Below are 23,855 nucleotides of genomic sequence, written 5' to 3' on the forward strand. Positions count from 1 at the left end.
TTATTTAACCCCCTCTTTTTTATAAAATGCAAATATAATTAAAGGCAAAGTCGTCATACAAATAATTCCATTTAAATTTCCAAGCCATTTAATCATACCTATTAAATCTAAATTTAAACCTATTGATGAATTAGTTATAAATACCAACAATCTAATTGTTCCAATAATAACACTTGCAATTGTTGCTAAAATTATCACTATATTATTTTCCTTTTTATAATTAGTCTCTTTTATATTTTTCAAAACAATTTCCTTAGTTTTTTTTACTAATTCTTCTGGTGCTTCATACATACTTCATTTCCCCCTCTAACATTTCTTTTAATAACTTTTTAGCCATATTAAGTCTATACTTCACAGTTCCTAATGGTATTTTTAGAATTTCTGAAATTTGCTCATAAGAAAAATCTTTATAATAAAATAGGATTATAGGTATCCTATAAATTTCCTTTAAATTAGCTATTTCATTTTGAATTATAGTTTCATCAAATTTTCTAATGACATCGTTGATTGTTTCATCTTCATCAAAACATATATTATTTATAACACTCTCTTTTTCATTATTTGAAAAATAATCTTTTATAATATTTAACCATCTTTTTTCCTTACCATAATTGTTTTTATAAGAGTTTATACAAATAGTATAAATATAATTTCTAATGTTTCTCTCATTATTTACTTTGTCTAAACTTTTGGCTACCTTAAGCCATGTTTCTTGAAACAAATCTTCCGACTTATAAACATCATTAGTAAGCCTCATACATAAGTCATATACCATATCTTTGTAGTCATCAATAAGGCTCTCCATAAACTCCCTTTTGTTCAAAATTTCATCCCCCCTTTCCCTCAATTAATTCCCTCTTCATATATACTATACATTTTACACATCTATTTGTTTGAACTTTTCACCATTATTTTCTATAAATTTATTTTTGCACATATTGACAAACATATTACTATCTATACTTATATCACGATTTTTTTAAGTTTAAATTTATATATAAAATAAAAACCTTAAAATAAGTTTTTTCTTATCTTAAGGTTTTTTATTTTATAGTATTTCTTCTATTATTCCACCACCAACTACATAGTTTCCTTTATAAAACACTACTGATTGGCCTTTAGTAATAGCTCTTTGATTTTCTTCAAATACTAATTTTATTTTATTTTCTCCAACTTGAGTTAATTTTGCCTTTGCTGGTCTCGCTGAATATCTGACTTTAGCTGTAACTTCTATTTCATCTTCAACTTTATCAAAAGGTATCAAATTAACATCCTTAGCAATTAAAGTATTTTTAAATATATCTTCTTCATTACCAAGCACTACTTGATTTTTATCTGGAATTATGTCTGTTACAAACATTGGTTTTCCAAGGGCTATACCAAGACCTTTTCTTTGTCCAATTGTGTAATACACAATACCTTTATGTTTGCCTAAAACATTTCCATCTTTATCAACAAAATTTCCTGGTTTTACTTTTCTACCACTTTTCTTTTCAAGAAATTTACCATGATTATTATCTGGTATAAAACATATTTCTTGTGAATCTTTCTTTCTAAATACTTCTAATCCAATTTTCTCTGCAATTTCTCTTATCTCTGGCTTAGAATATTTTCCACAAGGCATTAATACATGTTTTAACTGTTCTTGAGTTAAATTGTATAATGCATATGTTTGATCTTTCTTATCATCTTCTGATTTTCTAAGTAAATACCTTCCATCTATCTCTTCTACTGTAGCATAATGTCCTGTAGCAACATAATCTGCTCCAATAGCTATAGCTTTTCTTAAAAGCTCTTCAAATTTTATATGTTTATTACACATAATACATGGATTAGGTGTTCTACCATTAAAATACTCATCAATAAAATTATCTATTACATAGTTTTGAAATGGAGCTTTAAAATTCATAACATAAAATGGTATATCTAATTTATCTGCTACTCTTCTTGCATCTAATACTGCTGAAAGCGAACAACATCCACCTTCATTTTCTGCATACTCTGGATCATCTGGAGATAGTTTCATCATAATTCCTATAACATCATATCCCTGTTCTTTTAAAAGATATGCTGCAACAGAACTATCTACTCCTCCGCTCATTCCAATAACAACTTTTTTCTTCATTATTTTATCACCTATTCTCCGTGAACAACATCATGTAATGCATCATGATCAGTTTCTTTAAAATCCCATGGTTCTAAACCTTGTTTTTCTCTATAATCATTTATAGCTTTATGAATTGCTTCTTCTGCTAATACTGAGCAATGCATTTTTATTGGTGGAAGTCCATCTAATGCTTCTGCAACAGCTTTATTTGTTAATGTCCAAGCTTCTTCTACAGATTTTCCTTTTATAAGTTCTGTAGCCATACTTGAAGATGCTATAGCTGATCCACATCCAAAAGTTTTGAACTTAGCATCTGTAACTACATCATTTTCTACTTTTAGGTAAACTCTCATTATGTCGCCACATTTTGCGTTTCCTACTTCGCCTATTCCACTTGCATTTTCTATTTCTCCAACGTTTCTTGGGTTTGTAAAATGGTCCATTACTTTTTCACTGTATATCATTATTTTCCATCTCCTTTTATAAATTCATCATATAATGGTGACATATCTCTTAATCTTTGTATTATTGTTGGTACTTTTTCAAGAACATAATCTATATCTTCTTCTGTAGTTCCGTCTCCAATTGTTAATCTTAGTGATCCATGAGCTATTTCATGTGGAAGTCCTATTGCTAATAAGACATGTGATGGATCTAGTGAACCTGATGTACAAGCACTACCACTTGATGCACATATTCCCATAGCATCTAACATTAGAAGTATTGATTCTCCTTCAATAAATTTAAAACAAACATTTACGTTTCCAGGAAGTCTCTTATCTCCTGTAGGTCCATTTAATCTTGTATGTGGTATTTCTAGTAATCCTTTTATTAATTTTTCTCTTAATGGTAATATTCTACTTTGATGCTTTTCTATATCCTCTGTAGCAAGTTCTATAGCTTTTCCCATTCCAACTATTCCAGCTACATTTTCTGTACCTGCACGTCTTGCTTTTTCTTGTCCTCCACCATGAACTAAATTATGAATTCTTATTCCTTTTCTTATATATAATGCACCTACACCTTTAGGTCCATAAAATTTATGTGATGCTAAAGATAATAAATCAATGTTCATATCTTTTACGTCTACTTTTACATTGCCTACTGCTTGAACTGCATCTGTATGGAAAAATACATTTTTCTCTTTACAAATTGCACCAATTTCTTTTATTGGCTGAATTGAACCAATCTCATTATTTCCAAACATTATTGTAACTAATATTGTCTTATCTGTTATTGCATTTTTTAAGTCTTCTAAGTTTATTATGCCTTCTTCATTAACGTCTAAATATGTAATTTCAAAGCCATGATATTTTTCTAAGTACTCACAAGTATGTAATACTGCATGGTGTTCTATTTTTGTTGTTATAATATGATTACCTTTATTCTTATGAGCAAATGCTATTCCTTTTATTGCCCAGTTATCAGCTTCTGATCCACCGCCTGTAAAATAAATTTCACTTCTATCTGAATTAAGGGCTTTAGCTACTCTGTCACGAGACATATCTATAGCTTTTTTAGTTTCTCTTGAAATTGAGTAAATTGAAGAAGGATTTCCAAAATATTGATTAAAATATGGAATCATCTCTTCTAGAACCTCTGGTTTTGTGTATGTTGTTGCCGCATAGTCCATATAAACAGTTTTTTTATTCATTTTGAATTGTCACTCCTTTGATTTTTGAAATACTTTTGTAATCTTCTACTATATCCTTAAGAGTTATAGACGTTGTAACACTATCTATACTATCTTTAATTTTTTTCCAAACCATTCTTGTTGCACAACAATCAATATTATTACAACAATCACTGTCTAAACAAGTTGATATTTCTATTGGTCCTTCTAAAACTTCTAATATATCATATATTGTAATTTCTTCTGGAGCCTTTCCTAAAACATATCCCCCAGTTGCACCCCTTATACTTTTTATAAGCTTAGCTTTTCTTAAACTAGAAAATAATTGTTCTAGATAATATTCAGATATTTTTTGTCTTTCTGATATATTTTTTATAGATATTGGATTTCCTCCATAATTGATAGCTAAGTCTACCATGGCTTTTACACCATATCTTCCTTTTGTAGATAACTTCATTTTTATCACTCCTTAATGTTGAGTGTTTTACTATACTTTGATAATAGCAAATCAGAGTATTCTTGTCAACTATAAATTTTCTTTTATTTATTAAGACGTTAAATGGCTATTTGAAGCTATTTGCATTATAAACCTTGAAAATAAAACATATATTTTTTTATGCTTAAAATTTTATATTTTATTGTTTTTTACTACTAAATAATTTAACCAATATTTTTGATTTATAAATCTACATATTTTTTTATATTATGTAATATACCTTTATATTTTGCCAATAAATCACCTATATTGTGGTTTTTTTTCAAATTATATTGTACCATTTATATTTTTTTTTAATATTATATTTATATAGGGAGATAACCCTATATATTGAGGAAACCTATATACTTTAAAGAACTTATTATGAATTTTTAAGTTCCTATTTCATATAGTAAGCCATGAAATAACTTGAAAATTTTTTAAAATAAATAATAAATTCGAAATCAAATATATACAGTAAAAAAGATAATTTTAAGTTTTATCTTGTTTCCCTATAATCCTATCTTATTTTAGTTAGGGGGTATAAAATGAATAATAACTATAATCCTTATAGAGATTTAGTAGTTGGAGTTAATGCTAAAGTACCTCTAATAACTGGATATTTAAAGAACTATATAAATTTTGATAATGCAGCAACTACACCACCGCTTCATAAAGTTCTTAATGATATAAATAACTTTTCATCATATTATTCTTCAATTCACCGTGGTGATGGATATAAATCTCAATTATCCACAAAGATATATGATGATAGCAGAGATACTATAAAAAGTTTTTTAAACTGTGATGATGATAGAATGGATGTAATTTTTGTAAAAAATTGTACAGAAGCAATTAACAAATTAGCTAATATTTTAAAAGATTATGAACCTGAAAAAGATGTTATACTATCTACCTTCATGGAACATCATTCTAATGATTTGCCTTGGCGAAAATTGTATTCTGTATATTATGTTAATGTAGATGATAATGGCAATTTAGATATAAATGATTTGGAATCTAAACTTATTAAATATAATAATAGAGTTAAGCTTGTTACAGTTACTGGCGCTTCAAATGTTACTGGGCATAAAACACCTATAAATTCAATTGCTAAATTGGTTCACAATTATAATTCTAAAATATTAGTTGATGGAGCTCAACTAATTCCACATTCACCAGTAAATTTGATGCCTTATGATAGTTTAGAGCATATAGATTTTGCAGCATTTTCTGGTCATAAATTTTATGCACCATTTGGAAGTGGTGCATTAATAGGTCCTAAAGATATTTTATCTTGTTGTTCTCCTGATTACGTAGGTGGCGGTACTATTGATTTTGTTACACATGATTTTGTAATTTGGGCCGATTCACCCGATAAATACGAAGCAGGAACACCGAATGTTTTAGGTTCAATCGCTATTGTATCGGCTATTGAAACATTATCTGATTGTGGTATGAAAAATATCGAAAACTATGAAAGGTATTTAACTAAATATGCAACACTAAATATGCTTAAAATTCCAAATGTAATTCTTTATGGTGATTATTTAAATTTTAATAATAAAGTAAGTATAATACCTTTTAATATTAATGGTCTTCATCATAAACTTGTATCCAAAGTCCTCTCTTTAGAATTTGGTATAGGTGTCAGAAGTGGTTGTTTTTGTGCACAACCTTATATGCAAAAACTTTTAAATATTTCTCAAAGTGAAATTATGAAAAATTTAACATTACCAAAGGAAAAATATCCAGGAACCTTAAGAATTAGTTTTGGTATGTACAATACTATATCTGAAATAAATGAATTAATCTTTGCACTTAATAAAATAGCAACTAATAGAAAATACTATCTAGATAAATATTCCGAAATAGATTCCTCTATTTTATTTGATTAATAAATAACTTTACTATTAAATATAAATTTATATATGTAAAAAATTTTAAAGCTTTCTATAAATTAATAGAAAGCTTTTTTAATTTCACAATATATACTAAATTTTTTATTGCATAATGTTTTTTATTTGATTTCTGCCATTTTTTTTATAATGAAATTTTCGAAATATTAATTTATAATATTATTTAGTGAAAATTCAAGCTTATTTAGATATACTTTTGTAACTTTTATTAATAAATTTATAATATAATATTAATTACATACATTGTAAGTTTTATATATTTAAAACATTAATTTAAATTATTATTTTTATTGATGAATTACACTTAGCAATGAATGTGAAATTATTTTTTATTTAAAAATATATTAAATTTTAAAAATGAATAATTTATATTACAAATTTGGAATCATATAATTAAAATTAATTTTAAAAGAGGTATCAATAATGAATATAATGGCACATTTATCTTTGGCATCAAAATTTAGACCTATATTGGAAGAAAAATTAGATATAAAGATAAAACCTTTAAGTTTTTTATACGGCAATATTAGACCTGATATAAAGAAAACAAAAATAATGAAATATCATGTAAATCACTACTGCTTAGAGCATATAAATAGATTAACTAATAATATATATTCTGATATAGAAAATGATAATCTTACTTATAATAAATTTGTAATTGAACTTGGTTCTATATTTCATTTCATATGTGATTATTTCTGTTTACCTCATAACGAATATTATAAAGGAAGCAGGTCTCAACATCATATTTATGAACAAAACGAAGTTTTTTATATTAAAAAAAATGCAGATAAAATTTTAGAAAATTTACTAAATTTTCAGTATGATTTTACTTCTTCAGAAGATGTTTTAAGCGCTATTAAAAGTTTGCATGATGATTATGCAAGTGATACATCTTTAGATAATGATTTTGAAAAGGATGTTGTATATTCCTCTAAAGCTTGTCTTCTAGTTGGTGAATGTATTTTAAAAGCATACTCTAAGAAATGTAACAGTCGTCATATAATATTTAAAAATGCTTAAACTTATAAATATAAAAGATGAATGATAATTATCATTCATCTTTTATATTGTCATACTTTTTATAATACTTTGTAATATAATTAGATGTCATAGATTGTAATAAACATGAATATTTTATGTTAAATTCAATTATATCACCTATTTTATATTCCTTATCACTTTCTGTAATATCTAATATTAAATGGTCACTACTTGCACCTAATAACCTTATCTTCTCATCTTCAAGAATTAAGCCATCTATATTAATATCTTGTCTTCCAATTGCAACTATGGCTCTTTTCATAACACCTAGATCTTTAAACGTAGGCACTTCACCAAATGCATTTAATCCAATTTTCCCCTTTGGAACTGATGGTTTATTTTTTATTTCAACAATTTCAGCTTTTAACTTAAATGCTGTTTGAGATGTTCCATCTATAACATTTCCAAAAGCTGTTTCATTACCTAAAAGTATTCCTTCTCCTATTCTTAGTTGAGTTATACCCTTTGGTATTTCACCATTTATAACCATATATAAACTACTGGAGTTTCCACCTGACACTATTGGTATTTGAATATTAAATACATTTTCAACACGCTCTTTAAGTTTTATAAGCTTCCCTAAATTATCTTTATCTGGTATTACTCCACCATAACAAGTTAAATTTGTTCCAAGTCCTACTAATTCTATATTAGGCAGTTTCAACACTTCTTTTACTACATCTAAAAGATCAAGTTCCAAAATACCTTCTCTTAAATCTCCTAAATCAATCATAAGTATTATCTTATGAATTTTTTTAGCTTTCTTTGCTACTTTAGATAATTTTTTTATAACTTCCAATTCTGAGTTTAAACTTATATCTGAATACTTTATTACATTATTAACATCACTTTCCATTGGTATTCTTACTAAATATTTTGTACAATTAAAATTTTGTGCTGGCTTAAGATTTTGTATTCTAGAATCACCTACACTCTTTATACCAGAATCTATAATTGCTTTTATTATTGGCTTTTCAGCACAAAATCCTTTAGTTATAGCTACAACTTCTATATTTTTATCATCACAAAGTTTCTTTATAATACTACAATTATTTTTTATCTTTGCTAAATCTATTTCTATGCAAGGATATATTCTTTTCATATTTCCAAACTCCTATTTAAAAGTTTAATCGCTAAAGTTTTATCTTCTTTAGATAATACTCCAGCAAGAGCCATTATATATAAATTATCTAATAATACTTTTGCATCATCTTTAGGGTACATAGTTAAATCACTACCAATATACTTAATTTTTTCTAAAATTGTCTTTCCATTAGGTAATTTAGTGAGTGCACCACCTGTGCCTACTATATATTTTACCTTTGATAAATCTTTTCCATATGCCAAAAAATTTTTTCCACTTCCATAGGAGCGTTTAATTACACCTACATGTCTTTTAAAGGCAATATTAACGGCTTTGTCTCTTAATACTTCACTCCATTTTTTTTCTATCTCATTACTAGGTATAGGCTTTATATATTTTAATATTTCTTCTCTACTCATACCATTTAATTCTTCATTGCTCATTAATTCTAATATATTTAAACTATTTATATAAACGCCTAAGTCACCTTCTACTGTTCTCTTTGCTTTAGGTTCTGGAATAACTAACATATCTAATATTTCTGAGGATCCTTCTGTTACTGAATGTACATCTGTCGTCGCTCCCCCTACATCAATAACCACTACATCACCTATTTCTTCATATAAAAGTTTAGTAGCTTCCATAACTGCACCTGGAGTTGTCATAATTGTTCCATCTACCATTTCCTTTATTTTTTCCATGCCTGGTGCTTTAACAATATTATTTTCAAATGCTTTTTGTATTACTTTTCTCGCAGGCTCTACATTAATTTCATCAACCCTTGGATAAACATTTTCTATAATATATAATTCTTGTCCATTAAAAATTTCCTTTACTTCATCTATATTTGCAACATTCCCACAATAAACTATAGGTATTTTTAAACCTTCTTTGCTTATAACTTCTGAATTATATAAAGCTGTATCTCTTTCACCATAATCTGTTCCACCAGCAATCATAATTAAATTTGGATTTATCTCTTTTATTCTTTTTAAATCACCTTTTCTTAATTTTCCCGCTGTCACCATTTTTATTATTCCACCTGCACCTAATGCTGCTTCTCTTCCTGCTTTTACAGTCATATCTTCTACTAAGCCATGAACTGTTATTTTAAGTCCTCCAGCAGCACTACTAGTAGCTAACATTTTTTTATACGTTAGCTTACTTCCTATATTTTCTTCAATTTCTCTAATAGCATTTTTTAATCCTATTGTAACATCTCCATCTAGCACTGTTGTAAAAGCTTTTCCTTGCCCTACTATTTCTGCACCATTTTTAAAATCTAATGCCGTTACTAATGTAGTAGTACTTCCTATCTCTGCAACTAAATAATCTACATTCATCATTTTTCACCTCCCTATAAAAAATTTCAAATTTAAAGTTATTTTCTTCTCATTAATGTTTCTATTATGAATGATGCTACATTATTTCCATGAGTACCTCTTCCAAATCCAGCATCCATTCCATGTGCTTTAGCTATTTCATCAGTAACTTGTGTACCACCTGAAACTAATATAAACTTATCTCTTACGCCTTTTTCAACACATAAATCATGAATTTTTTGCATGTTCTTTGTATGAACATCATTATGAGTTATTATTGTACTAGCTACTATTGCATCTGCTTTCGTTTCTATTGCAGCATCAATTAATTTTTCTACTGGACAAGATGTTCCAAGATAAACACATTCTATTCCATATTTTTCCATACCGCCATGTTTTATATCTATTATTTCTCTTAAACCAACAGAATGTTCATCTTCACCTACTGTTGCTGCAACTATCTTAACTGGGTTTTCCTTAACATATTCTCTCATAATATCGTCACTTAAAAGTTCTTTTTTCTCTGGAACTTTTAGCTCATTCTTTTTAATCTTAAAGTTTACCCTTCCTTTTATTTCAACTAAAGTTCCCTCAGCATCTTGCATTATTTGCTTATGAATAACTTCAACATCACTTAAATTCATATTTTTGCCCATTTCTAATGCAGCTGCTTCAGCTATACGTTCTTCTTCTGGTATAAATAATGTTACAGATACATATCCATCATTTTTCCATTCTACTTCTGGAACTATAGTTCCATCATCTTTAACTCTCTCCATTCTTTTATATACATTATCTTCATCATCTAATTCATCTATATATTGAATTTTTTCATGTTTACAAAGTGTGCATCCATTTATAGCATCACAAGGGTTTTCATATTCTTTTGGAATATTATTGTATCCAAAATGTGCACATACTGGAGCAAAATAATCTTCATCTCTTTCCACTATTGTATCTACACCAATTCCTCCTTGAATTTTTCTTGCAATTCCATCTCCATTTCTTGCTGGATATTCTCCTGAATCTACAAAAAAGCCTTTTTCAACAGCCTCAAAATATCCACCATTCTCTAAAATTTCTTCTAAGAAAAGAACCGCTCTTTCTTTTAATTCTCTGGATTTATCTCTTAAATATCCATCCTTTTTAAGTTCAACCATTTCCATTAAGCCATCCATACCTATAAGTGCTTGTTTAGCAGTATTTACAGCATGAATATTATTATAATGCCAAGGCACATTTCTTCCCTCATCTGGTGTTATTGTACTTTGAATATCCACAGATGTAAGCTTTGATAATAATAAATTTAATGCATGAGTAACAGTTGCTTCTCTTGTACATGAATCCATATACTTAGTATTCATTTGAGCTCTCATTTTATAGTTTCTAAATAACTCTCTAAGTGCTACAGCATATGGTAAATCATATTTTAAGCATGGAGCTGGAGGTGCTGTTGGAGGAACTGTAGAAAGTGCTATATTTTCACTTTTTATACCTATCATTTCAGAAAATTTTGAATTTATAGCATGTTGCACCATTAATTCAGGCATTACATTATATCCTTTCATAGCTGTTGCATTTGCATTATGTGCTCCATCAATTTGCAATATTCCAGCCCATGCCATAAGTTTTTTAGCTACAGCTGCATCCACAAATGAACGCACCATATTTATATTTCTATATAAAACATTATATTGAGGATCTTGATGTGCCCCATTTACACCTTCTTCAGCAAACATTACTGCTATATCAGGACCTGCAACTCCAGATACATATGAGTGGAAATTTATTGGTCTTCCAACTTCTTCTTCTATAAAATCTAATGCTTTTCTTGTTGCTCTAACCTCTTTCCTTGTTATAGGAACTCCACCTATTCCTTCTGGTGTACCTTCAATCAATCCATCATAGTGACTTTGACCTGCTGTCCTTATAACCATAATATGGTCTGCACCATGCCAAGCTGCCATTCTCATTCTTCTTATATCATCTTCAAATCTACCTGATGCTATTTCTGATGTTATTACTGGTATCGGTTGTGGATCTATACTATTAAAACTTCTGGAGGATGGTAGACTTCTACTATTGTTTAATGGCATTGAAATTTCATCATATTTAAATTCACCTACTGGCATTTCATACTTTTCTCTCCAATGCCAACCTCTTCTTTTAGGTGTGTATTTATCTAAATCTTTTAATATTTCTTCTACATTTATTTTTTCATTTCTTTCTAACAATTTTTATCCCCCCTAAAAATTTCTATTACTTCATTCCATCCAGTTCCTTCACTTAAAATTTTTCCAGCCTCTAAATAATCTATATTATTTTTCTTTGCATATTTCACAACAACATTTCCCATACCTTTAGATAACAAATTTAATTTAGCTCCTTCATTGGTTATTTTAGAAGCCTCTAAACTTGAAAATCCCATTCTCAAAAGTACTGAACGTTCTATTGATGGAGATGTGTTTTTATAAGCTAAATCTATAAGCGGACTTACTATTTCCTCTGTTAACTCCCAAAATCTATTATATAATTCTTCATCACTTAAATTACTTAAATGTTTTCTTCTTACCTCAAAATCATCTTCTCTTTTCAATGCCATTTCCCCCTTTTTTATTAATAAATAATTCAATATAGCTGTATTAAATCACTTTATATCTATTATCTTTTAATGATATACAAATAAGAAAATAAAAATTTATTCTATATTTATTTCTTTTTTTGAAAGAATTTCTTTTACCTTTTCTTCAGACAATTTAGTTTCTATTGCTAAATATTCTAAATCCACTTTAGAAATATACTTGTCTTTTAGTAACTTAATATTATTTTTTATAAGTGATTCCCTATAATGATTCAAATCCTTATCCTTTACAGATAATCTAGATGGATGATCAGGAAGTATAATATTCTTTCCTGCCACTTCTTCACATGGATCTCCTATTAAAATATCAATGCCGTTATCTTTTGCAAATGTTAATTGTGGCAATATATGCTTGCCAGCTCCTGTATATTCTGTTTCTTGTACTACTATAATTTCATCATTCTCCATCTCTTGAGCTATTGCAAATGCTGCTGCTAAAGATGTGTTCCCTGCTGGACCTCTTTCAAGACCTTCTATCTTAGATAATAGTTCTGTCATATAAAATACTTCTCCTTGAGATACTGTTACATATCTATCTAAATATCTTAATGGTCTTGCAGCACTTCTTGGAACATCACTTCTATCAGGCCACACCATAAATGGTATTCCAAAACCAGTATGTCCTGTTGTAAAAGATTTTCTATTAAACGCATTATCACTTGCCATATGAAGACCTTCTAAATTTACAGAAGCACCTATCATTTGGGTTTCTTTTGCTCCAGCTTTTATAAGTCCTCTTGCTGTTCCTGTTACATTCCCACCACCAGCATGAGTTGCTATTACAGCAGATGGATAGCATCCAAACTTACTCTTACATTCATTTGCAATTTCATATCCTAAGGTTTCTATTCCCCTTACACCATAAGAAGAATATAATGAAGCATTATAGAAACCTGTTTTATCAAGAACATCTAAAAAAGTATAAAAAAGTTCTGGGCCTACAGTAAGTTGCAATACTTCTGCTCCTAAGCAATCACATTTTCTTCCTTTTTCAATAATTTCAGGTTGTCCTATCTTTTTTGAATCATAACATTCTTGAACTATTATACAATCAAGTCCTCTCATTGCTGCTTGTGATGCTACAGCTGCCCCATAATTTCCTGATGTAGCTGAAGCAACACCTTTGTAGCCTCTGAGTTTAGCATCATATACAGATATAGCTGCTCTTCTATCTTTAAAACTTCCTGATGGATTTGAACTTTCATCTTTTATAAATATTCTTGCTGCTTTACCAGTTTTAGATACCTTTCTAGCTAAATTAGTAATGTTTCTAAGTTCTAATAATGGTGTATTTCCAACACCTGTTTGTTTTTGAATTTCTATTACTTCTTCTAAAGAATATCCTATATCATTCATCATTTCCTCATAATCAAAAGCTAACTTACCTTTTTCATATTTAGAAAAATCTATTCCAACTGATTTAATCATTATTTCATTTTTTCTTTCCATTAAAGCTTCATATTTGTTCATTTTTATATCACCTCCAAATAATCTATTTATTAAATAAAATATCCTTTGCTTGTTTTCCTATATAATCTATTTCACTTACATGTGCACCAAAATTATGATCATAATTTGGTTCTATATTTTCTAGAATTCCTTTCATACGTCTTCCTATAATAGTTTCAATTTCAACTTCTTCCCCAATTTCAGAGTCATAAAGAGTATTACCTCTTGCCCACATCTTAAGTGGAGTATTTTTTGTGTCATCTGGTATACTTTGTGATCTATCTTTAACCTCTAATACAATAGATGATATTTCAACATATGTTCCCTTTTTAACCATTTTCAAATCCTCCCTAATAAATTTTATTTCAAATATCATAATTTCTTGTAATACTTAAGTTGGTCCATAAAATTATTTTCAATAGCATGTGGATTTTTCATATCTACCATTGTTTTTAAACCACTCTCACTAGCTACTACTTGTGGTATCATATTTAAAGCTAATAATGCACTTCCTTTTATACCTTGGATTCCAGATTTTATTGAAAAGTGTAAATCATTTTCGCAATATATATTTATATAATCACCTGTATCAATTGCCTCACTTTGTGGATATATTTGATTTACCATCTCTAAAACTACGATTTCTTTTCCGTTTTTATATGCTATAGCTACATGATTGCAACCTGCTACCATTCCTGGTTCAACTTCAATTCCATTTGCTGTTCTATAAGTATTGGATATTATTGGTTCTTTTGATTCAATGATCTCATCATAATCTATCCCTAATGTATCTACTATCATAGATATAGATTGTAGAAAACCTATATGCCCTACTATCTCTCCATCATCTATACCTTTTTCAAACTCTTCTAATGTTGTTCCAACTCCTTGAAACTTCATACTTTCTAATCCAAAATCAGATAAATCATTTATTCTTTCTGCTGTAATCTTCCTAATTTTATTACAAGTAGAAGACAGTGTTATTATTAATGAATCTAGAATAAATCCTGGATTGACACCAGTGCCTAATATAGTAACATTATTTTCTTTTGCAAGTTCATCTATTTTAATAGATAATTCAGGCTCTACACAATATGGATAAACCATTTCTTCAGCAATAGTTATACAATTTTTCTTACTTTTTAATATATCTTTAACTACTGTAAATATTGATTTTATCTGAGATTTTGTAGATAATATCACTACATCTGCTTCTACTTTATCTATTAAGTTTTCTTTTGGATCACTGATAATTATATTAGTTTTTTCTATACTTAAAATATCACCTAAATCTTTTCCTATTTTATTTTTATCTTCATCTACTATACCTAAAATTTTTACACCTTCTTTATTTAAAGCTAACTTTGCAAGTTCAACCCCTACTGTACCTAATCCCCAAAGAAATATTCCTATTGTATCCATACATATATTCCTCCAACTACAACTATGGGAAACAATTGTTTTCCTATAATTAATTTAATAGCAATTTTCATACCAATTTTTTTATATAAATACATAGTATTTATATGTATTTTTTTGAATAAATAGTAATTATTTTTTAATTTTTGCTTAACTTCTTTTGATATTGCCTATTTTCTTGCATATAGTGCAAAAATTTTTGCTATTTAGTTTGCTCTATTTAATTAATTTCCATATTAAAAATAAAAAAATAGATAAACTGCAAAATATTTTTCAGTTTATCTATTTCAATTAATATTTTTATTGTATATTATATTTTTTTAATTTATATTGAAGATTCTGTCTTGAAATTTTTAATTTACTTGCTGTTTTAGTTATATTTCCTAGATTTCTCTTCATTTCATTTGTTATAATCTTTTCTTCTATTCCATTTAAGTAATCATTCAAAGAAATATTTTTGTTTAAAGACTTTAAATCTGTTTCAGATTTTAAAAATATATTTCTATTTTCAAAAGCATCTCTACTTAACATTTCTCCATCATCTATCATATTCATAGCTGACTCTATAACATTTTTTAACTCTCTAATGTTTCCTGGCCAATCATAAGATAAAAAATCTTCTATAATACTAGAATCTATAAACTTAACATTCTTATTTAAAACTCTATTGTAATAATCTAAAAAATAATAAGCTAAAGTTTCTATATCATTTTTCCGCTCTCTAAGTGGAGGAACATTTATTTGAATAACACTAAGCCTATAATAAAAATCTTTTCTTAATTTTCCTTCTTCTATTAATTTTTTAGGTTCTTCATTTAATGTAGCAATTATTCTTACATCTACATCTATTATTTTATTGCTACCTAATGGTCTTATATATCCATCTTGAAGAACTCTTAAAAGTTTAGATTGAAGATATGGCTCCATGGAATTTACCTCATCTAATAAAATAGTACCTCTGTTTGCTTCCTCAAAAAGACCTTTTTTATTTTCAGCACCAGTAAAACTTCCCTTTACTGTTCCAAATAACATTCCTTCTAATAATGCACTAGGTATCGCTGCGCAATTTATAGGAATAAATGGCTTTTGACTTCTTACACCACCATAATGTATGCTTTGTGCAAACAATTCTTTTCCTGTTCCTGTTTCTCCATATATTAATACTGATGAATTAGATAGGCTTGCTCTAACAGCTTTATTAATTTCATTCTTTAATATTAAACTTTCACCTATTATATCATCAAAGAGATAATGTCCTTGACTTTTTTTATCATTTTTAACTAAATTACATAGTTTCTCATTTAATGATTTTATTTGTGTCATATCTCTAGCAACTTCTATAGCTGCTATTACTTTGTCATTAACAACAACAGGAATTGTTGTATTTAAAGATGTTATTTCTCTACCATCTTTTCTAAAATAATTTTGCAGTACATCTTTATATTCTTTTCTATCTTTTAATGCATTCATAAGTGTTGAGCTGTTTTCCATTTCTTTTAAATATTCATAAACCTTTTTTCCTATTACATCTTCCCTTTTTAATCCTTCTATTTTTTCCATTGCAGTGTTGTAATATATTGTCTTTCCTTTATTATCAACTATATGAATTCCTTCATTAAGATTATTTATTAAATACTCTAAAATGTACTCACTTTTCATTAACAATCACCATTTATTTATTATACAATGGATACTTTCTACATATAGTAGCTACTTTTTCACTTACACCTTTTAAGTCACCATCTCTATTTTCAACAATCTCATTAATTAAACTAGCAATTTGTCTCATTTCTTCTTCTTTAAATCCTCTACTAGTAACAGCAGCTGTACCAATTCTTATTCCACTAGTTATAAATGGACTCTTAGTTTCAAATGGAATTGTATTTTTATTTACTGTAATCTTTACAGTATCCAAAAGTTTTTCTAATTCTTTTCCTGTCATTTCCTTATTAGTTAAATCAACTAACATAACATGATTATCTGTACCACCAGATACTATTCTAAAACCATATTTAGTAAGTTCTTCTGCTAGTACCTTTGCATTTTTAACTACTTGATCTATATAAACTTTAAAACCATCCTCCATAGCTTCTTTAAAGCATACTGCTTTTCCAGCTATACAATGCATAAGTGGTCCACCTTGTATTCCTGGGAAGATAGTTTTATCTAATGCTTTTGCAAATTCTTCTTTGCAAAGAATTGCACCACCTCTTGGTCCCCTTAATGTTTTATGTGTAGTTGTTGTTACAAAGTCTGCATATGGCACTGGTGATGGATGTGCTCCAACTGCTACTAATCCAGCTATATGTGCCATATCAACCATTAAATAAGCACCAACTTCATCTGCTATTTCTCTAAATTTCTTAAAATCTATAATTCTTGAATAAGCACTAGCACCTGCAACTATTAACTTAGGCTTATGCTCTATTGCTTTATTTCTAACTTCTTCATAATCAATTGTTTCAGTTTCTTTATCAACTCCATAAGAAACAAAATGATATAATTTTCCTGAGAAATTAACTGGACTACCATGAGTTAAGTGTCCACCATGGCTTAAATCCATTCCTAAAACTGTATCACCTGGATTTAAAACTGTTAAATATACTGCCATGTTTGCTTGTGATCCAGAATGTGGTTGAACATTAGCATGTTCCGCATTAAATAACTTTTTCATTCTTTCTCTTGCTAAATCTTCAATTTTATCCACAACAAAGCATCCCCCATAATACCTTTTGCCTGGATATCCTTCTGCGTACTTATTTGTTAAAACAGAACCTAAAGCTCTCATTACACCTTCTGATACAAAATTCTCAGAAGCAATAAGTTCAATATGTTCTTCTTGTCGCATTGTCTCCTCATTAATAAGATTCATTATTTCATTATCATGAATTTCTAATTGATTTAAGCTCATATATATAACCCCCTAGTATAAAAGTTCTTTATACCTACGATTATAAATTTATATTTACTAATAATCAATGATAAAGTGAAGAATTTTTTTTATTTTCTATAAATTCTTTCCATTTATTTTGCTAATAAATTTTAAACTATAAATACATTTTACTTATACTTCAATTTATTAAGATATTTTTATAATAACCATTTGCCACAAATAAAATTTAAATTTATAAATTTAAATTTTATTTCATTTGTTACCATTAACAATTTTAATAAAATAAATTATAATTGAAAAATAGACAATTTTCTAATTATAATTTGTAGTATTTTGTGGAAAAATGTTTATAAGACTTATTTTTTTATTATTTTAAAAATTATTGTATACATTTTTTTAATTTTCTAATATTTTAAAGAGCTATTGTATTTACTTAAATTTAATATATAATATGTATCGTTAGTAATTTTCCATAAAAGAAAGGAGTAACTATGTATACCGATAATATAATTGATATTGCTGCTGATGCAGGAAAAATAATGCTCGAAAATGGTGCAGAAACCTACAGAGTTGAACAAACTCTTTCAATGATTTGTAAAGCATATGATGTTAAAAACGTTGAGAATTTTGTTACTCCATCATTTTTAGTACTTTCAATAACTAATGACAATAAGAAAACTATTACAACTGTGAGACGTGTAACTAATAGAACTGTTAATTTAAAAAAGGTTTCACTTGTAAATAATTTATCCCGAAGTCTATACTTAAATGATCTATCTATGGATGATATAAGAAAAGAATTGCATTACATAAACACATTACCACGTTATGGTGAAAACATTACATTATTTTCTTCAGCAATTAGTGCTGGCGCATTCACTTTACTATTTGGTGGTGCTTTAAGAGATTTTGTTATCGCATTTATAATTGGATTTATAATTACATTAGTTGCTAGACTTTTTGATAAACATGAAGTTAATAGTTTTTTCAGCAATGTATGCTGTGGTGCAATTGTTTCTATGATTGCAGTTTTAGTAAATCACATTAATCCTGAATTTAATAAAGATACAATAATCATAGGTTCTATAATGCTATTAGTACCTGGTCTTGTAATTACAAACGCTATACGAGATACACTTTCTGGAGACTTACTTTCTGGAATTTCTCGTTCAATAGAGGCTATTATTATCGCTGCAAGTATAGCAATTGGTACTGCACTTGGATTTAAAATAATGGTCTTCATATTAGGAGGTGTACTATGATTTTAGCTTTCTTATATGCATTTATAAGTTCTTTAGGATTTGGTATTGTTTTTAATATCAGAGGAAAAGATTTATTTTTTGCATCTCTCGGTGGTGCAGTTTCATGGATAGTTTATAAATTTAGTTTACAAATTGGATGCTCTGATGTACTTTCATTATTTTGGGGTACTTTAGCTGTTAGTATTCTTTCTGAAATATGGGCTCGTTTATTTAAAAATCCTGTTACAGTTTATTTAATTTGTGGATTGATACCACTAGTTCCTGGTGGAGGAATGTATTATACAACTTTCGAAGCTGTAAAAGGAAATTATAATCTTGCTCTTACTAAAGGAATACAAACTTTATTTAGTGCTGGATCAATAGCAATAGGTGTAATGTTTGTTTCTACATTAAGCAAAGTTATAACAAAATCTACAATGAAAAGAAAATTGGCTAAGCTAAATAAATAAAAAAACAAGATGAGATATTCATCTTGTTTTTCTTTATTCTTAATATTCAAATTCTCTAGCATTTTCACATATAGATATTTTTAAAGACTCTTCTGAAAGTTTTTTGTATGAGCATAAAAACTCGTTTAATTCATTGTCTTGAATATTTATCAACTTACTACTTCTAAGTATAACATTCTCTTTTTCTAATATTATATCTAAATCATTTAAATCATTTTTAATCTTATAAGTAATAACAGTAGCGTTTGTTATTCTGGATTTATATTTTTCTTGAAAACTTAAATTTTTTCTAACTTCTTCATAATTCTCATTTAAATTTCCTAGTCCCATTGATTCTAAATCCACACCAAAGGTTTTCATTTGTTCGCCTAAATTTTCTGGATCAAAGCCATATCTCTCCATTAATTTTTTTTGTATATTCATCAGTTTTTCGTCTGAAATATTGTTTTTTTCCATATACTCTTTTATACTTTTAGTGAATTCACCCATGTTCAGTTTACCTTCTGACATTGAATAATATAACCCATATATATATTCTTCAAATTTGTCTATATCTTTATCACTTGCTTTACTTTTTAACTTATTGAAATCAATAATATTCTCTCCCATAATATTAATCCTCCTAGCATGTCTTATTACAAAATGCTTTAAACTAATTTTTAACAAAATATTACTTTAAAGTAGTATATGAAAAAAGGGTCACTATAAAGCAACCCTTCAATTTTCCAATTAACCCCACCATGCCGTCTCCAAGATAATATTTGAACCCGTTCTCCAACGGGCGGAACCTTCCTTTGCTCTTCTGGTACCTGAGCCGTACTCAAGTCAACAACTCCAAGCAAAGAGTTAGGTTCCTATTGTATAAATGTTGGGTCAACATAACCTCTTCCACGTACACAGCAGGAAATTTAATTTAACTTATAAACATATTATATATCAAATTCTTTTCATTTTCAAATACTAATAAGTAAAATTTAATATTTTATAATACAATTTTAATATTTTCTCTATTTTTTTGTATATATGTTACATTTATTTAAAATTAAGTAACTTATTTTTTATATTTTTAAAAATTACTCTTCTTTATTATCTATTTTATCAATATTTAATGCTAATTCTTTTAGTTGTTTATCATCTACTACATTAGGTGCTTCACTCATAGGACAATAAGCATTTTGATTTTTAGGGAATGCAATAACATCTTTAATATTTTCTGTTTCTGCTAAGAACATAATCATTCTATCAAATCCATATGCAAGTCCGCCATGTGGTGGTGGTCCAAATTTAAATCCTTCTAATAGGAATCCAAATCTCTCCCAAGCACTTTCTTTAGTGAATCCTAAAAGCGTAAACATTTTTTCTTGAAGTTTAGTATCATGAATTCTTATACTTCCTCCACCAAGTTCTTCACCATTTAAAACTATGTCATATGCTTTTGCTCTAACTTTTAAAGGATCAGTATCTAAAAGTTCTAAGTCTTCATCCATTGGACATGTGAATGGGTGGTGAATTGCTACACATCTTTTTTCCTCTTCATCATATTCAACTAATGGGAATTCTGTAATCCATACAAAGTTAAATTCTTTATTATCTTTTAATAACTCTAACTCTTTAGCAAGCTCTAATCTTAATGCACCTAGTGCTTGTAATACAACACTATCTACATCTGCAACTATTAATACTAAGTCTCCAACATCTGCATCTGCTGCACTTAATATATTTTTCATTTCATCTTCACTAAAGAATTTAGCTATAGGTGATTTAATTTCGTCTTGCTTATATGCTATCCATGCAAGTCCTTTTGCTTTATATGTTTTTACAAACTCACCTAATTTATCTATTTTCTTTCTTCCCATATCAGATGAACCTTTAACAGTTAAAGCTCTTACTGAACCATTATTTTCTATTGCATTTTTAAATACTGCAAACTCTGAATTTCTAACTGAATCCGTAATATTTTTTATTTCCATGCCAAATCTTAAATCTGGTTTATCTGAACCATATTTCTCCATAGCTTCTCTATATGGCATTCTTTTTATAGGAAGATTAACATCTATTCCTTTAATTTCTTTGAATACTCTCTTTATTAAACCTTCATTTAATGCAATTATATCTTCCATCTCAACAAAAGACATTTCCATATCTATTTGTGTAAATTCTGGCTGTCTATTTGCTCTTAAATCTTCATCTCTGAAACATTTTACTATTTGATAGTATTTATCAAATCCTGAAACCATTAATAATTGCTTAAATATTTGTGGTGATTGTGGAAGTGCATAAAACATTCCTGGATAATTTCTACTAGGAACTAAATAATCTCTTGCACCTTCTGGTGTACTCTTAGTTAACATTGGAGTTTCAATCTCTAAGAATCCATTTTCATCTAAGTAATCTCTAACTATTTTGTTAGCTCTATTTCTTATCATGAATATATTTTGCATATCAGGTCTTCTTAAATCTAAATATCTATATTTTAATCTTACATTTTCAGCTGCATCTAAATTTTCTTTTATATATATTGGTGGAGTTTCTGACTCTGATAATATTTTTATACTTTCACCTTTTAACTCTACCATTCCTGTTGGTATATTGCTATTTGGTGATTCTCTTTTTACTATTTCACCAGTAACAGCTATACAATATTCAGACTTAGCTAAATCAGCTTTTTCAAATGCTTCCTTATTTATAGCTTCTCCAAATACAACTTGTAATATTCCTGTTCTATCTCTCAAATCTATAAAAACTAAACCACCTAAATTTCTTTTTCTTTGAACCCATCCCATTACAGTAACTTTTTCTGAAATATGACTTTCTCTAAGTTCACCACACATTATGGTTCTTTTTAGTCCATTTAATGATTCTCCCATATGTCTTTCCTCCTAATTTTGGTTGTTCTTAATTATATTTATAATTTCATCTATATCATCTAAATTTACTTCGAATTGAGTTCCATCACTCATTCTTTTCAACTTAAATACTCTATTTTGAATTTCTTCCTCACCTAAAATAGTTGTAAAAGTTGTACCTATTTTATTTGCAAACTTCATTTGAGCTTTTACACTTCTTTCCATATGATCACATTCCGCTTTTACACCTAATTTTCTTAATGAATTTATTAGTTTTATTGCTTCTAATTTTCCTGTTTCGCCCATAGAACCAACATAAATGTCCATGTAATTAGGTTTAGGTATTTCTATCCCCTTTTCTTCTAATGTTAAAAGTAATCTTTCTATACCTAAACCAAATCCTACTGCTGGAATATCTTGATTTCCAATCTCATTAATTAATCCATCGTATCTTCCACCACCACAAAGTGTAAATCCATTATCCATAACTTCAAAAATAGTTTTAGTGTAATAATCTAACCCTCTTACTACTTTAGGATCTACAATATAATTTATATTCATTACTTCAAGATATTTCTTTAAGTTTTCAAAGTGATTTTTACACTCATCACAAATATAATCTAGTATTATTGGTGCATCACTTACAATTTCTTTACAATGATCTACTTTACAATCTAATATTCTAAGTGGATTTTTTTCTAATCTACTATTACAAGTAGAGCATAGCTCATCTTTTTTAGACTCTAAAAAAGCTTTTAATGCATCATTATATTTTTTTCTACAAGTTGGACATCCTAAATTATTTATATGTAATTCTAATCCTTCTATTCCAAAGTGATTATAAACATTCATTATTATACTTATAATTTCAGCATCTACACTTGCATCTTGTGCTCCAAAAACCTCAACTCCAAATTGGTGATGTTCTCTTAATCTTCCTTTTTGCATTTTTTCATACCTAAATGCTGGAGTAAAATAAAATAATTTAGTTGGCCTTGCATCTGCATATAAACTTGCTTCTACATATGCTCTAACAGCTGGTGCTGTGCCTTCTGGTTTTAAAGTTATACTTCTTCCACCTTTGTCTTCAAAAGTATACATTTCTTTTTGAACTATATCAGTAGTTTCTCCAACACCTCTTTTAAACAAATCTGTATGCTCAAATGCTGGTGTTCTAATTTCTCTACAACCGTAACTTGCAGCAATCTCTCTCATTAAGTTTTCTATATAATGCCATTTGTAAATTTCTCCTGGCAAAATATCCTTAGTACCTTTTGGTGCTTTAAAATTCATAAAAAACCTCCTAACC

Annotated in this window: 22 protein-coding genes and 1 other RNA gene; 4 read left to right on the plus strand and 19 right to left on the minus strand. The window is 28.1% G+C overall.

All coding sequences use genetic code 11. The annotated features are described in order from the left end of the window. The 6 genes from AC07E4_RS17960 to AC07E4_RS17985 form a co-directional block, all read right to left on the minus strand. Complete coding sequence (locus tag AC07E4_RS17960) at positions 1–291, minus strand: hypothetical protein (RefSeq protein WP_040330291.1); 291 nt, start codon at positions 289–291, stop codon at positions 1–3. Then, complete coding sequence (locus AC07E4_RS17965; protein WP_478217085.1) at positions 284–823, minus strand: sigma-70 family RNA polymerase sigma factor; 540 nt, start codon at positions 821–823, stop codon at positions 284–286. The genes AC07E4_RS17960 and AC07E4_RS17965 overlap by 8 nt, the downstream gene beginning before the upstream one ends. A 225-nt stretch (positions 824–1,048) precedes the next feature. Beyond that, positions 1,049–2,125 carry a tRNA 2-thiouridine(34) synthase MnmA gene (gene mnmA, locus AC07E4_RS17970; protein WP_478217086.1) on the minus strand — a complete coding sequence of 359 codons (1,077 nt, stop codon included), beginning with the start codon at positions 2,123–2,125 and terminating at the stop codon, positions 1,049–1,051. Positions 2,126–2,136: 11 nt separating this feature from the next. Beyond that, positions 2,137–2,571 (minus strand): Fe-S cluster assembly scaffold protein NifU, encoded by a 435-nt coding sequence (gene nifU / locus AC07E4_RS17975; RefSeq protein ID WP_040330288.1) that lies wholly within the window; start codon positions 2,569–2,571, stop codon positions 2,137–2,139. Further along, the gene (nifS, locus tag AC07E4_RS17980; RefSeq protein WP_478217087.1) at positions 2,571–3,761 is read right to left on the minus strand and encodes a cysteine desulfurase NifS; all 1,191 of its coding nucleotides are present in this window, start codon (positions 3,759–3,761) and stop codon (positions 2,571–2,573) included. The genes nifU and nifS overlap by 1 nt, the downstream gene beginning before the upstream one ends. After that, complete coding sequence (locus AC07E4_RS17985) at positions 3,754–4,197, minus strand: RrF2 family transcriptional regulator (protein ID WP_478217088.1); 444 nt, start codon at positions 4,195–4,197, stop codon at positions 3,754–3,756. The genes nifS and AC07E4_RS17985 overlap by 8 nt, the downstream gene beginning before the upstream one ends. Before the next feature lie 566 nt (positions 4,198–4,763). On the opposite strand from AC07E4_RS17985, the gene AC07E4_RS17990 reads away from it, so the two are divergent. Both AC07E4_RS17990 and AC07E4_RS17995 read left to right on the plus strand, forming a co-directional pair. Continuing rightward, positions 4,764–6,113: an aminotransferase class V-fold PLP-dependent enzyme gene (locus AC07E4_RS17990; protein ID WP_478217089.1), complete on the plus strand. Its 1,350-nt coding sequence runs from the start codon at positions 4,764–4,766 to the stop codon at positions 6,111–6,113. Between the two features lie 444 nt (positions 6,114–6,557). Continuing rightward, entirely contained in the window at positions 6,558–7,160 is a 603-nt protein-coding gene (locus AC07E4_RS17995) for a zinc dependent phospholipase C family protein (protein ID WP_040330283.1), read from the plus strand. A gap of 31 nt (positions 7,161–7,191) precedes the next feature. On the opposite strand, the gene orr is transcribed toward AC07E4_RS17995, so the two are convergent. From orr to glyA, 9 genes are all read right to left on the minus strand, one after another. Continuing rightward, positions 7,192–8,283 carry an ornithine racemase Orr gene (gene orr, locus AC07E4_RS18000; RefSeq protein WP_081771055.1) on the minus strand — a complete coding sequence of 364 codons (1,092 nt, stop codon included), beginning with the start codon at positions 8,281–8,283 and terminating at the stop codon, positions 7,192–7,194. Beyond that, complete coding sequence (locus AC07E4_RS18005) at positions 8,280–9,611, minus strand: GlmL-related ornithine degradation protein (protein ID WP_478217090.1); 1,332 nt, start codon at positions 9,609–9,611, stop codon at positions 8,280–8,282. Before AC07E4_RS18005 ends, orr begins: the two co-directional genes overlap by 4 nt. A gap of 35 nt (positions 9,612–9,646) precedes the next feature. Further along, on the minus strand, positions 9,647–11,821 hold the full coding sequence (gene oraE / locus AC07E4_RS18010; RefSeq protein WP_478217091.1) for a D-ornithine 4,5-aminomutase subunit OraE: 2,175 nt from the start codon (positions 11,819–11,821) through the stop codon (positions 9,647–9,649). After that, complete coding sequence (locus tag AC07E4_RS18015; protein ID WP_040330280.1) at positions 11,815–12,183, minus strand: ornithine aminomutase subunit alpha; 369 nt, start codon at positions 12,181–12,183, stop codon at positions 11,815–11,817. Before AC07E4_RS18015 ends, oraE begins: the two co-directional genes overlap by 7 nt. Before the next feature lie 102 nt (positions 12,184–12,285). Further along, the gene (gene ortB, locus AC07E4_RS18020) at positions 12,286–13,698 is read right to left on the minus strand and encodes a 2-amino-4-oxopentanoate thiolase subunit OrtB (RefSeq protein WP_040330279.1); all 1,413 of its coding nucleotides are present in this window, start codon (positions 13,696–13,698) and stop codon (positions 12,286–12,288) included. Positions 13,699–13,720: 22 nt separating this feature from the next. Further along, positions 13,721–14,014, minus strand: coding sequence for a 2-amino-4-oxopentanoate thiolase subunit OrtA (ortA, locus tag AC07E4_RS18025; RefSeq protein WP_040330278.1), 294 nt, complete (start codon positions 14,012–14,014; stop codon positions 13,721–13,723). Positions 14,015–14,049: 35 nt separating this feature from the next. Continuing rightward, positions 14,050–15,099 carry a 2,4-diaminopentanoate dehydrogenase gene (gene ord / locus AC07E4_RS18030; protein WP_040330277.1) on the minus strand — a complete coding sequence of 350 codons (1,050 nt, stop codon included), beginning with the start codon at positions 15,097–15,099 and terminating at the stop codon, positions 14,050–14,052. A 297-nt stretch (positions 15,100–15,396) separates the two neighbouring features. Then, positions 15,397–16,755 carry a sigma-54 interaction domain-containing protein gene (locus tag AC07E4_RS18035; protein WP_040330275.1) on the minus strand — a complete coding sequence of 453 codons (1,359 nt, stop codon included), beginning with the start codon at positions 16,753–16,755 and terminating at the stop codon, positions 15,397–15,399. 13 nt (positions 16,756–16,768) lie between these two features. Beyond that, on the minus strand, positions 16,769–18,007 hold the full coding sequence (gene glyA, locus AC07E4_RS18040; protein ID WP_040330274.1) for a serine hydroxymethyltransferase: 1,239 nt from the start codon (positions 18,005–18,007) through the stop codon (positions 16,769–16,771). A gap of 473 nt (positions 18,008–18,480) precedes the next feature. On the opposite strand from glyA, the gene AC07E4_RS18045 reads away from it, so the two are divergent. Together AC07E4_RS18045 and AC07E4_RS18050 are read left to right on the plus strand one after the other, a co-directional pair. Next, positions 18,481–19,251 (plus strand): threonine/serine exporter family protein, encoded by a 771-nt coding sequence (locus tag AC07E4_RS18045; RefSeq protein WP_040330273.1) that lies wholly within the window; start codon positions 18,481–18,483, stop codon positions 19,249–19,251. Beyond that, positions 19,248–19,700 carry a threonine/serine exporter family protein gene (locus AC07E4_RS18050; protein ID WP_040330271.1) on the plus strand — a complete coding sequence of 151 codons (453 nt, stop codon included), beginning with the start codon at positions 19,248–19,250 and terminating at the stop codon, positions 19,698–19,700. The genes AC07E4_RS18045 and AC07E4_RS18050 overlap by 4 nt, the downstream gene beginning before the upstream one ends. A 39-nt stretch (positions 19,701–19,739) precedes the next feature. Here AC07E4_RS18050 and AC07E4_RS18055 read toward each other — a convergent pair whose 3' ends face one another. From AC07E4_RS18055 to hisS, 4 genes are all read right to left on the minus strand, one after another. Next, entirely contained in the window at positions 19,740–20,309 is a 570-nt protein-coding gene (locus AC07E4_RS18055) for a DUF3867 domain-containing protein (RefSeq protein WP_040330270.1), read from the minus strand. Between the two features lie 119 nt (positions 20,310–20,428). Then, a non-coding RNA gene (ssrS, locus tag AC07E4_RS18060) (6S RNA) lies at positions 20,429–20,609 on the minus strand. Between the two features lie 164 nt (positions 20,610–20,773). Next, entirely contained in the window at positions 20,774–22,567 is a 1,794-nt protein-coding gene (aspS, locus tag AC07E4_RS18065; RefSeq protein ID WP_478217092.1) for an aspartate--tRNA ligase, read from the minus strand. A gap of 12 nt (positions 22,568–22,579) precedes the next feature. Next, a complete protein-coding gene (hisS, locus tag AC07E4_RS18070) occupies positions 22,580–23,839 on the minus strand; it encodes a histidine--tRNA ligase (protein WP_478217093.1) in 1,260 nt (419 codons plus the stop codon). Between the last annotated feature and the right edge of the window lie 16 nt (positions 23,840–23,855).

The organism is Clostridium amazonense, from assembly GCF_056431285.1.

Bases quoted from the DNA above. Each gene is read 5' to 3' on its own strand.
- AC07E4_RS17960 (WP_040330291.1), bottom strand. From the start codon at position 291: ATGTATGAAGCACCAGAAGAATTAGTAAAAAAAACTAAGGAAATTGTT.
- mnmA (WP_478217086.1), bottom strand. From the start codon at position 2,125: ATGAAGAAAAAAGTTGTTATTGGAATGAGCGGAGGAGTAGATAGTTCT.
- nifU (WP_040330288.1), bottom strand. From the start codon at position 2,571: ATGATATACAGTGAAAAAGTAATGGACCATTTTACAAACCCAAGAAAC.
- nifS (WP_478217087.1), bottom strand. From the start codon at position 3,761: ATGAATAAAAAAACTGTTTATATGGACTATGCGGCAACAACATACACA.
- AC07E4_RS17985 (WP_478217088.1), bottom strand. From the start codon at position 4,197: ATGAAGTTATCTACAAAAGGAAGATATGGTGTAAAAGCCATGGTAGAC.
- AC07E4_RS17990 (WP_478217089.1), top strand. From the start codon at position 4,764: ATGAATAATAACTATAATCCTTATAGAGATTTAGTAGTTGGAGTTAAT.
- AC07E4_RS17995 (WP_040330283.1), top strand. From the start codon at position 6,558: ATGAATATAATGGCACATTTATCTTTGGCATCAAAATTTAGACCTATA.
- orr (WP_081771055.1), bottom strand. From the start codon at position 8,283: ATGAAAAGAATATATCCTTGCATAGAAATAGATTTAGCAAAGATAAAA.
- AC07E4_RS18005 (WP_478217090.1), bottom strand. From the start codon at position 9,611: ATGATGAATGTAGATTATTTAGTTGCAGAGATAGGAAGTACTACTACA.
- ortB (WP_040330279.1), bottom strand. From the start codon at position 13,698: ATGAACAAATATGAAGCTTTAATGGAAAGAAAAAATGAAATAATGATT.
- ortA (WP_040330278.1), bottom strand. From the start codon at position 14,014: ATGGTTAAAAAGGGAACATATGTTGAAATATCATCTATTGTATTAGAG.
- ord (WP_040330277.1), bottom strand. From the start codon at position 15,099: ATGGATACAATAGGAATATTTCTTTGGGGATTAGGTACAGTAGGGGTT.
- AC07E4_RS18035 (WP_040330275.1), bottom strand. From the start codon at position 16,755: ATGAAAAGTGAGTACATTTTAGAGTATTTAATAAATAATCTTAATGAA.
- glyA (WP_040330274.1), bottom strand. From the start codon at position 18,007: ATGAGCTTAAATCAATTAGAAATTCATGATAATGAAATAATGAATCTT.
- AC07E4_RS18045 (WP_040330273.1), top strand. From the start codon at position 18,481: ATGTATACCGATAATATAATTGATATTGCTGCTGATGCAGGAAAAATA.
- AC07E4_RS18050 (WP_040330271.1), top strand. From the start codon at position 19,248: ATGATTTTAGCTTTCTTATATGCATTTATAAGTTCTTTAGGATTTGGT.
- AC07E4_RS18055 (WP_040330270.1), bottom strand. From the start codon at position 20,309: ATGGGAGAGAATATTATTGATTTCAATAAGTTAAAAAGTAAAGCAAGT.
- aspS (WP_478217092.1), bottom strand. From the start codon at position 22,567: ATGGGAGAATCATTAAATGGACTAAAAAGAACCATAATGTGTGGTGAA.
- hisS (WP_478217093.1), bottom strand. From the start codon at position 23,839: ATGAATTTTAAAGCACCAAAAGGTACTAAGGATATTTTGCCAGGAGAA.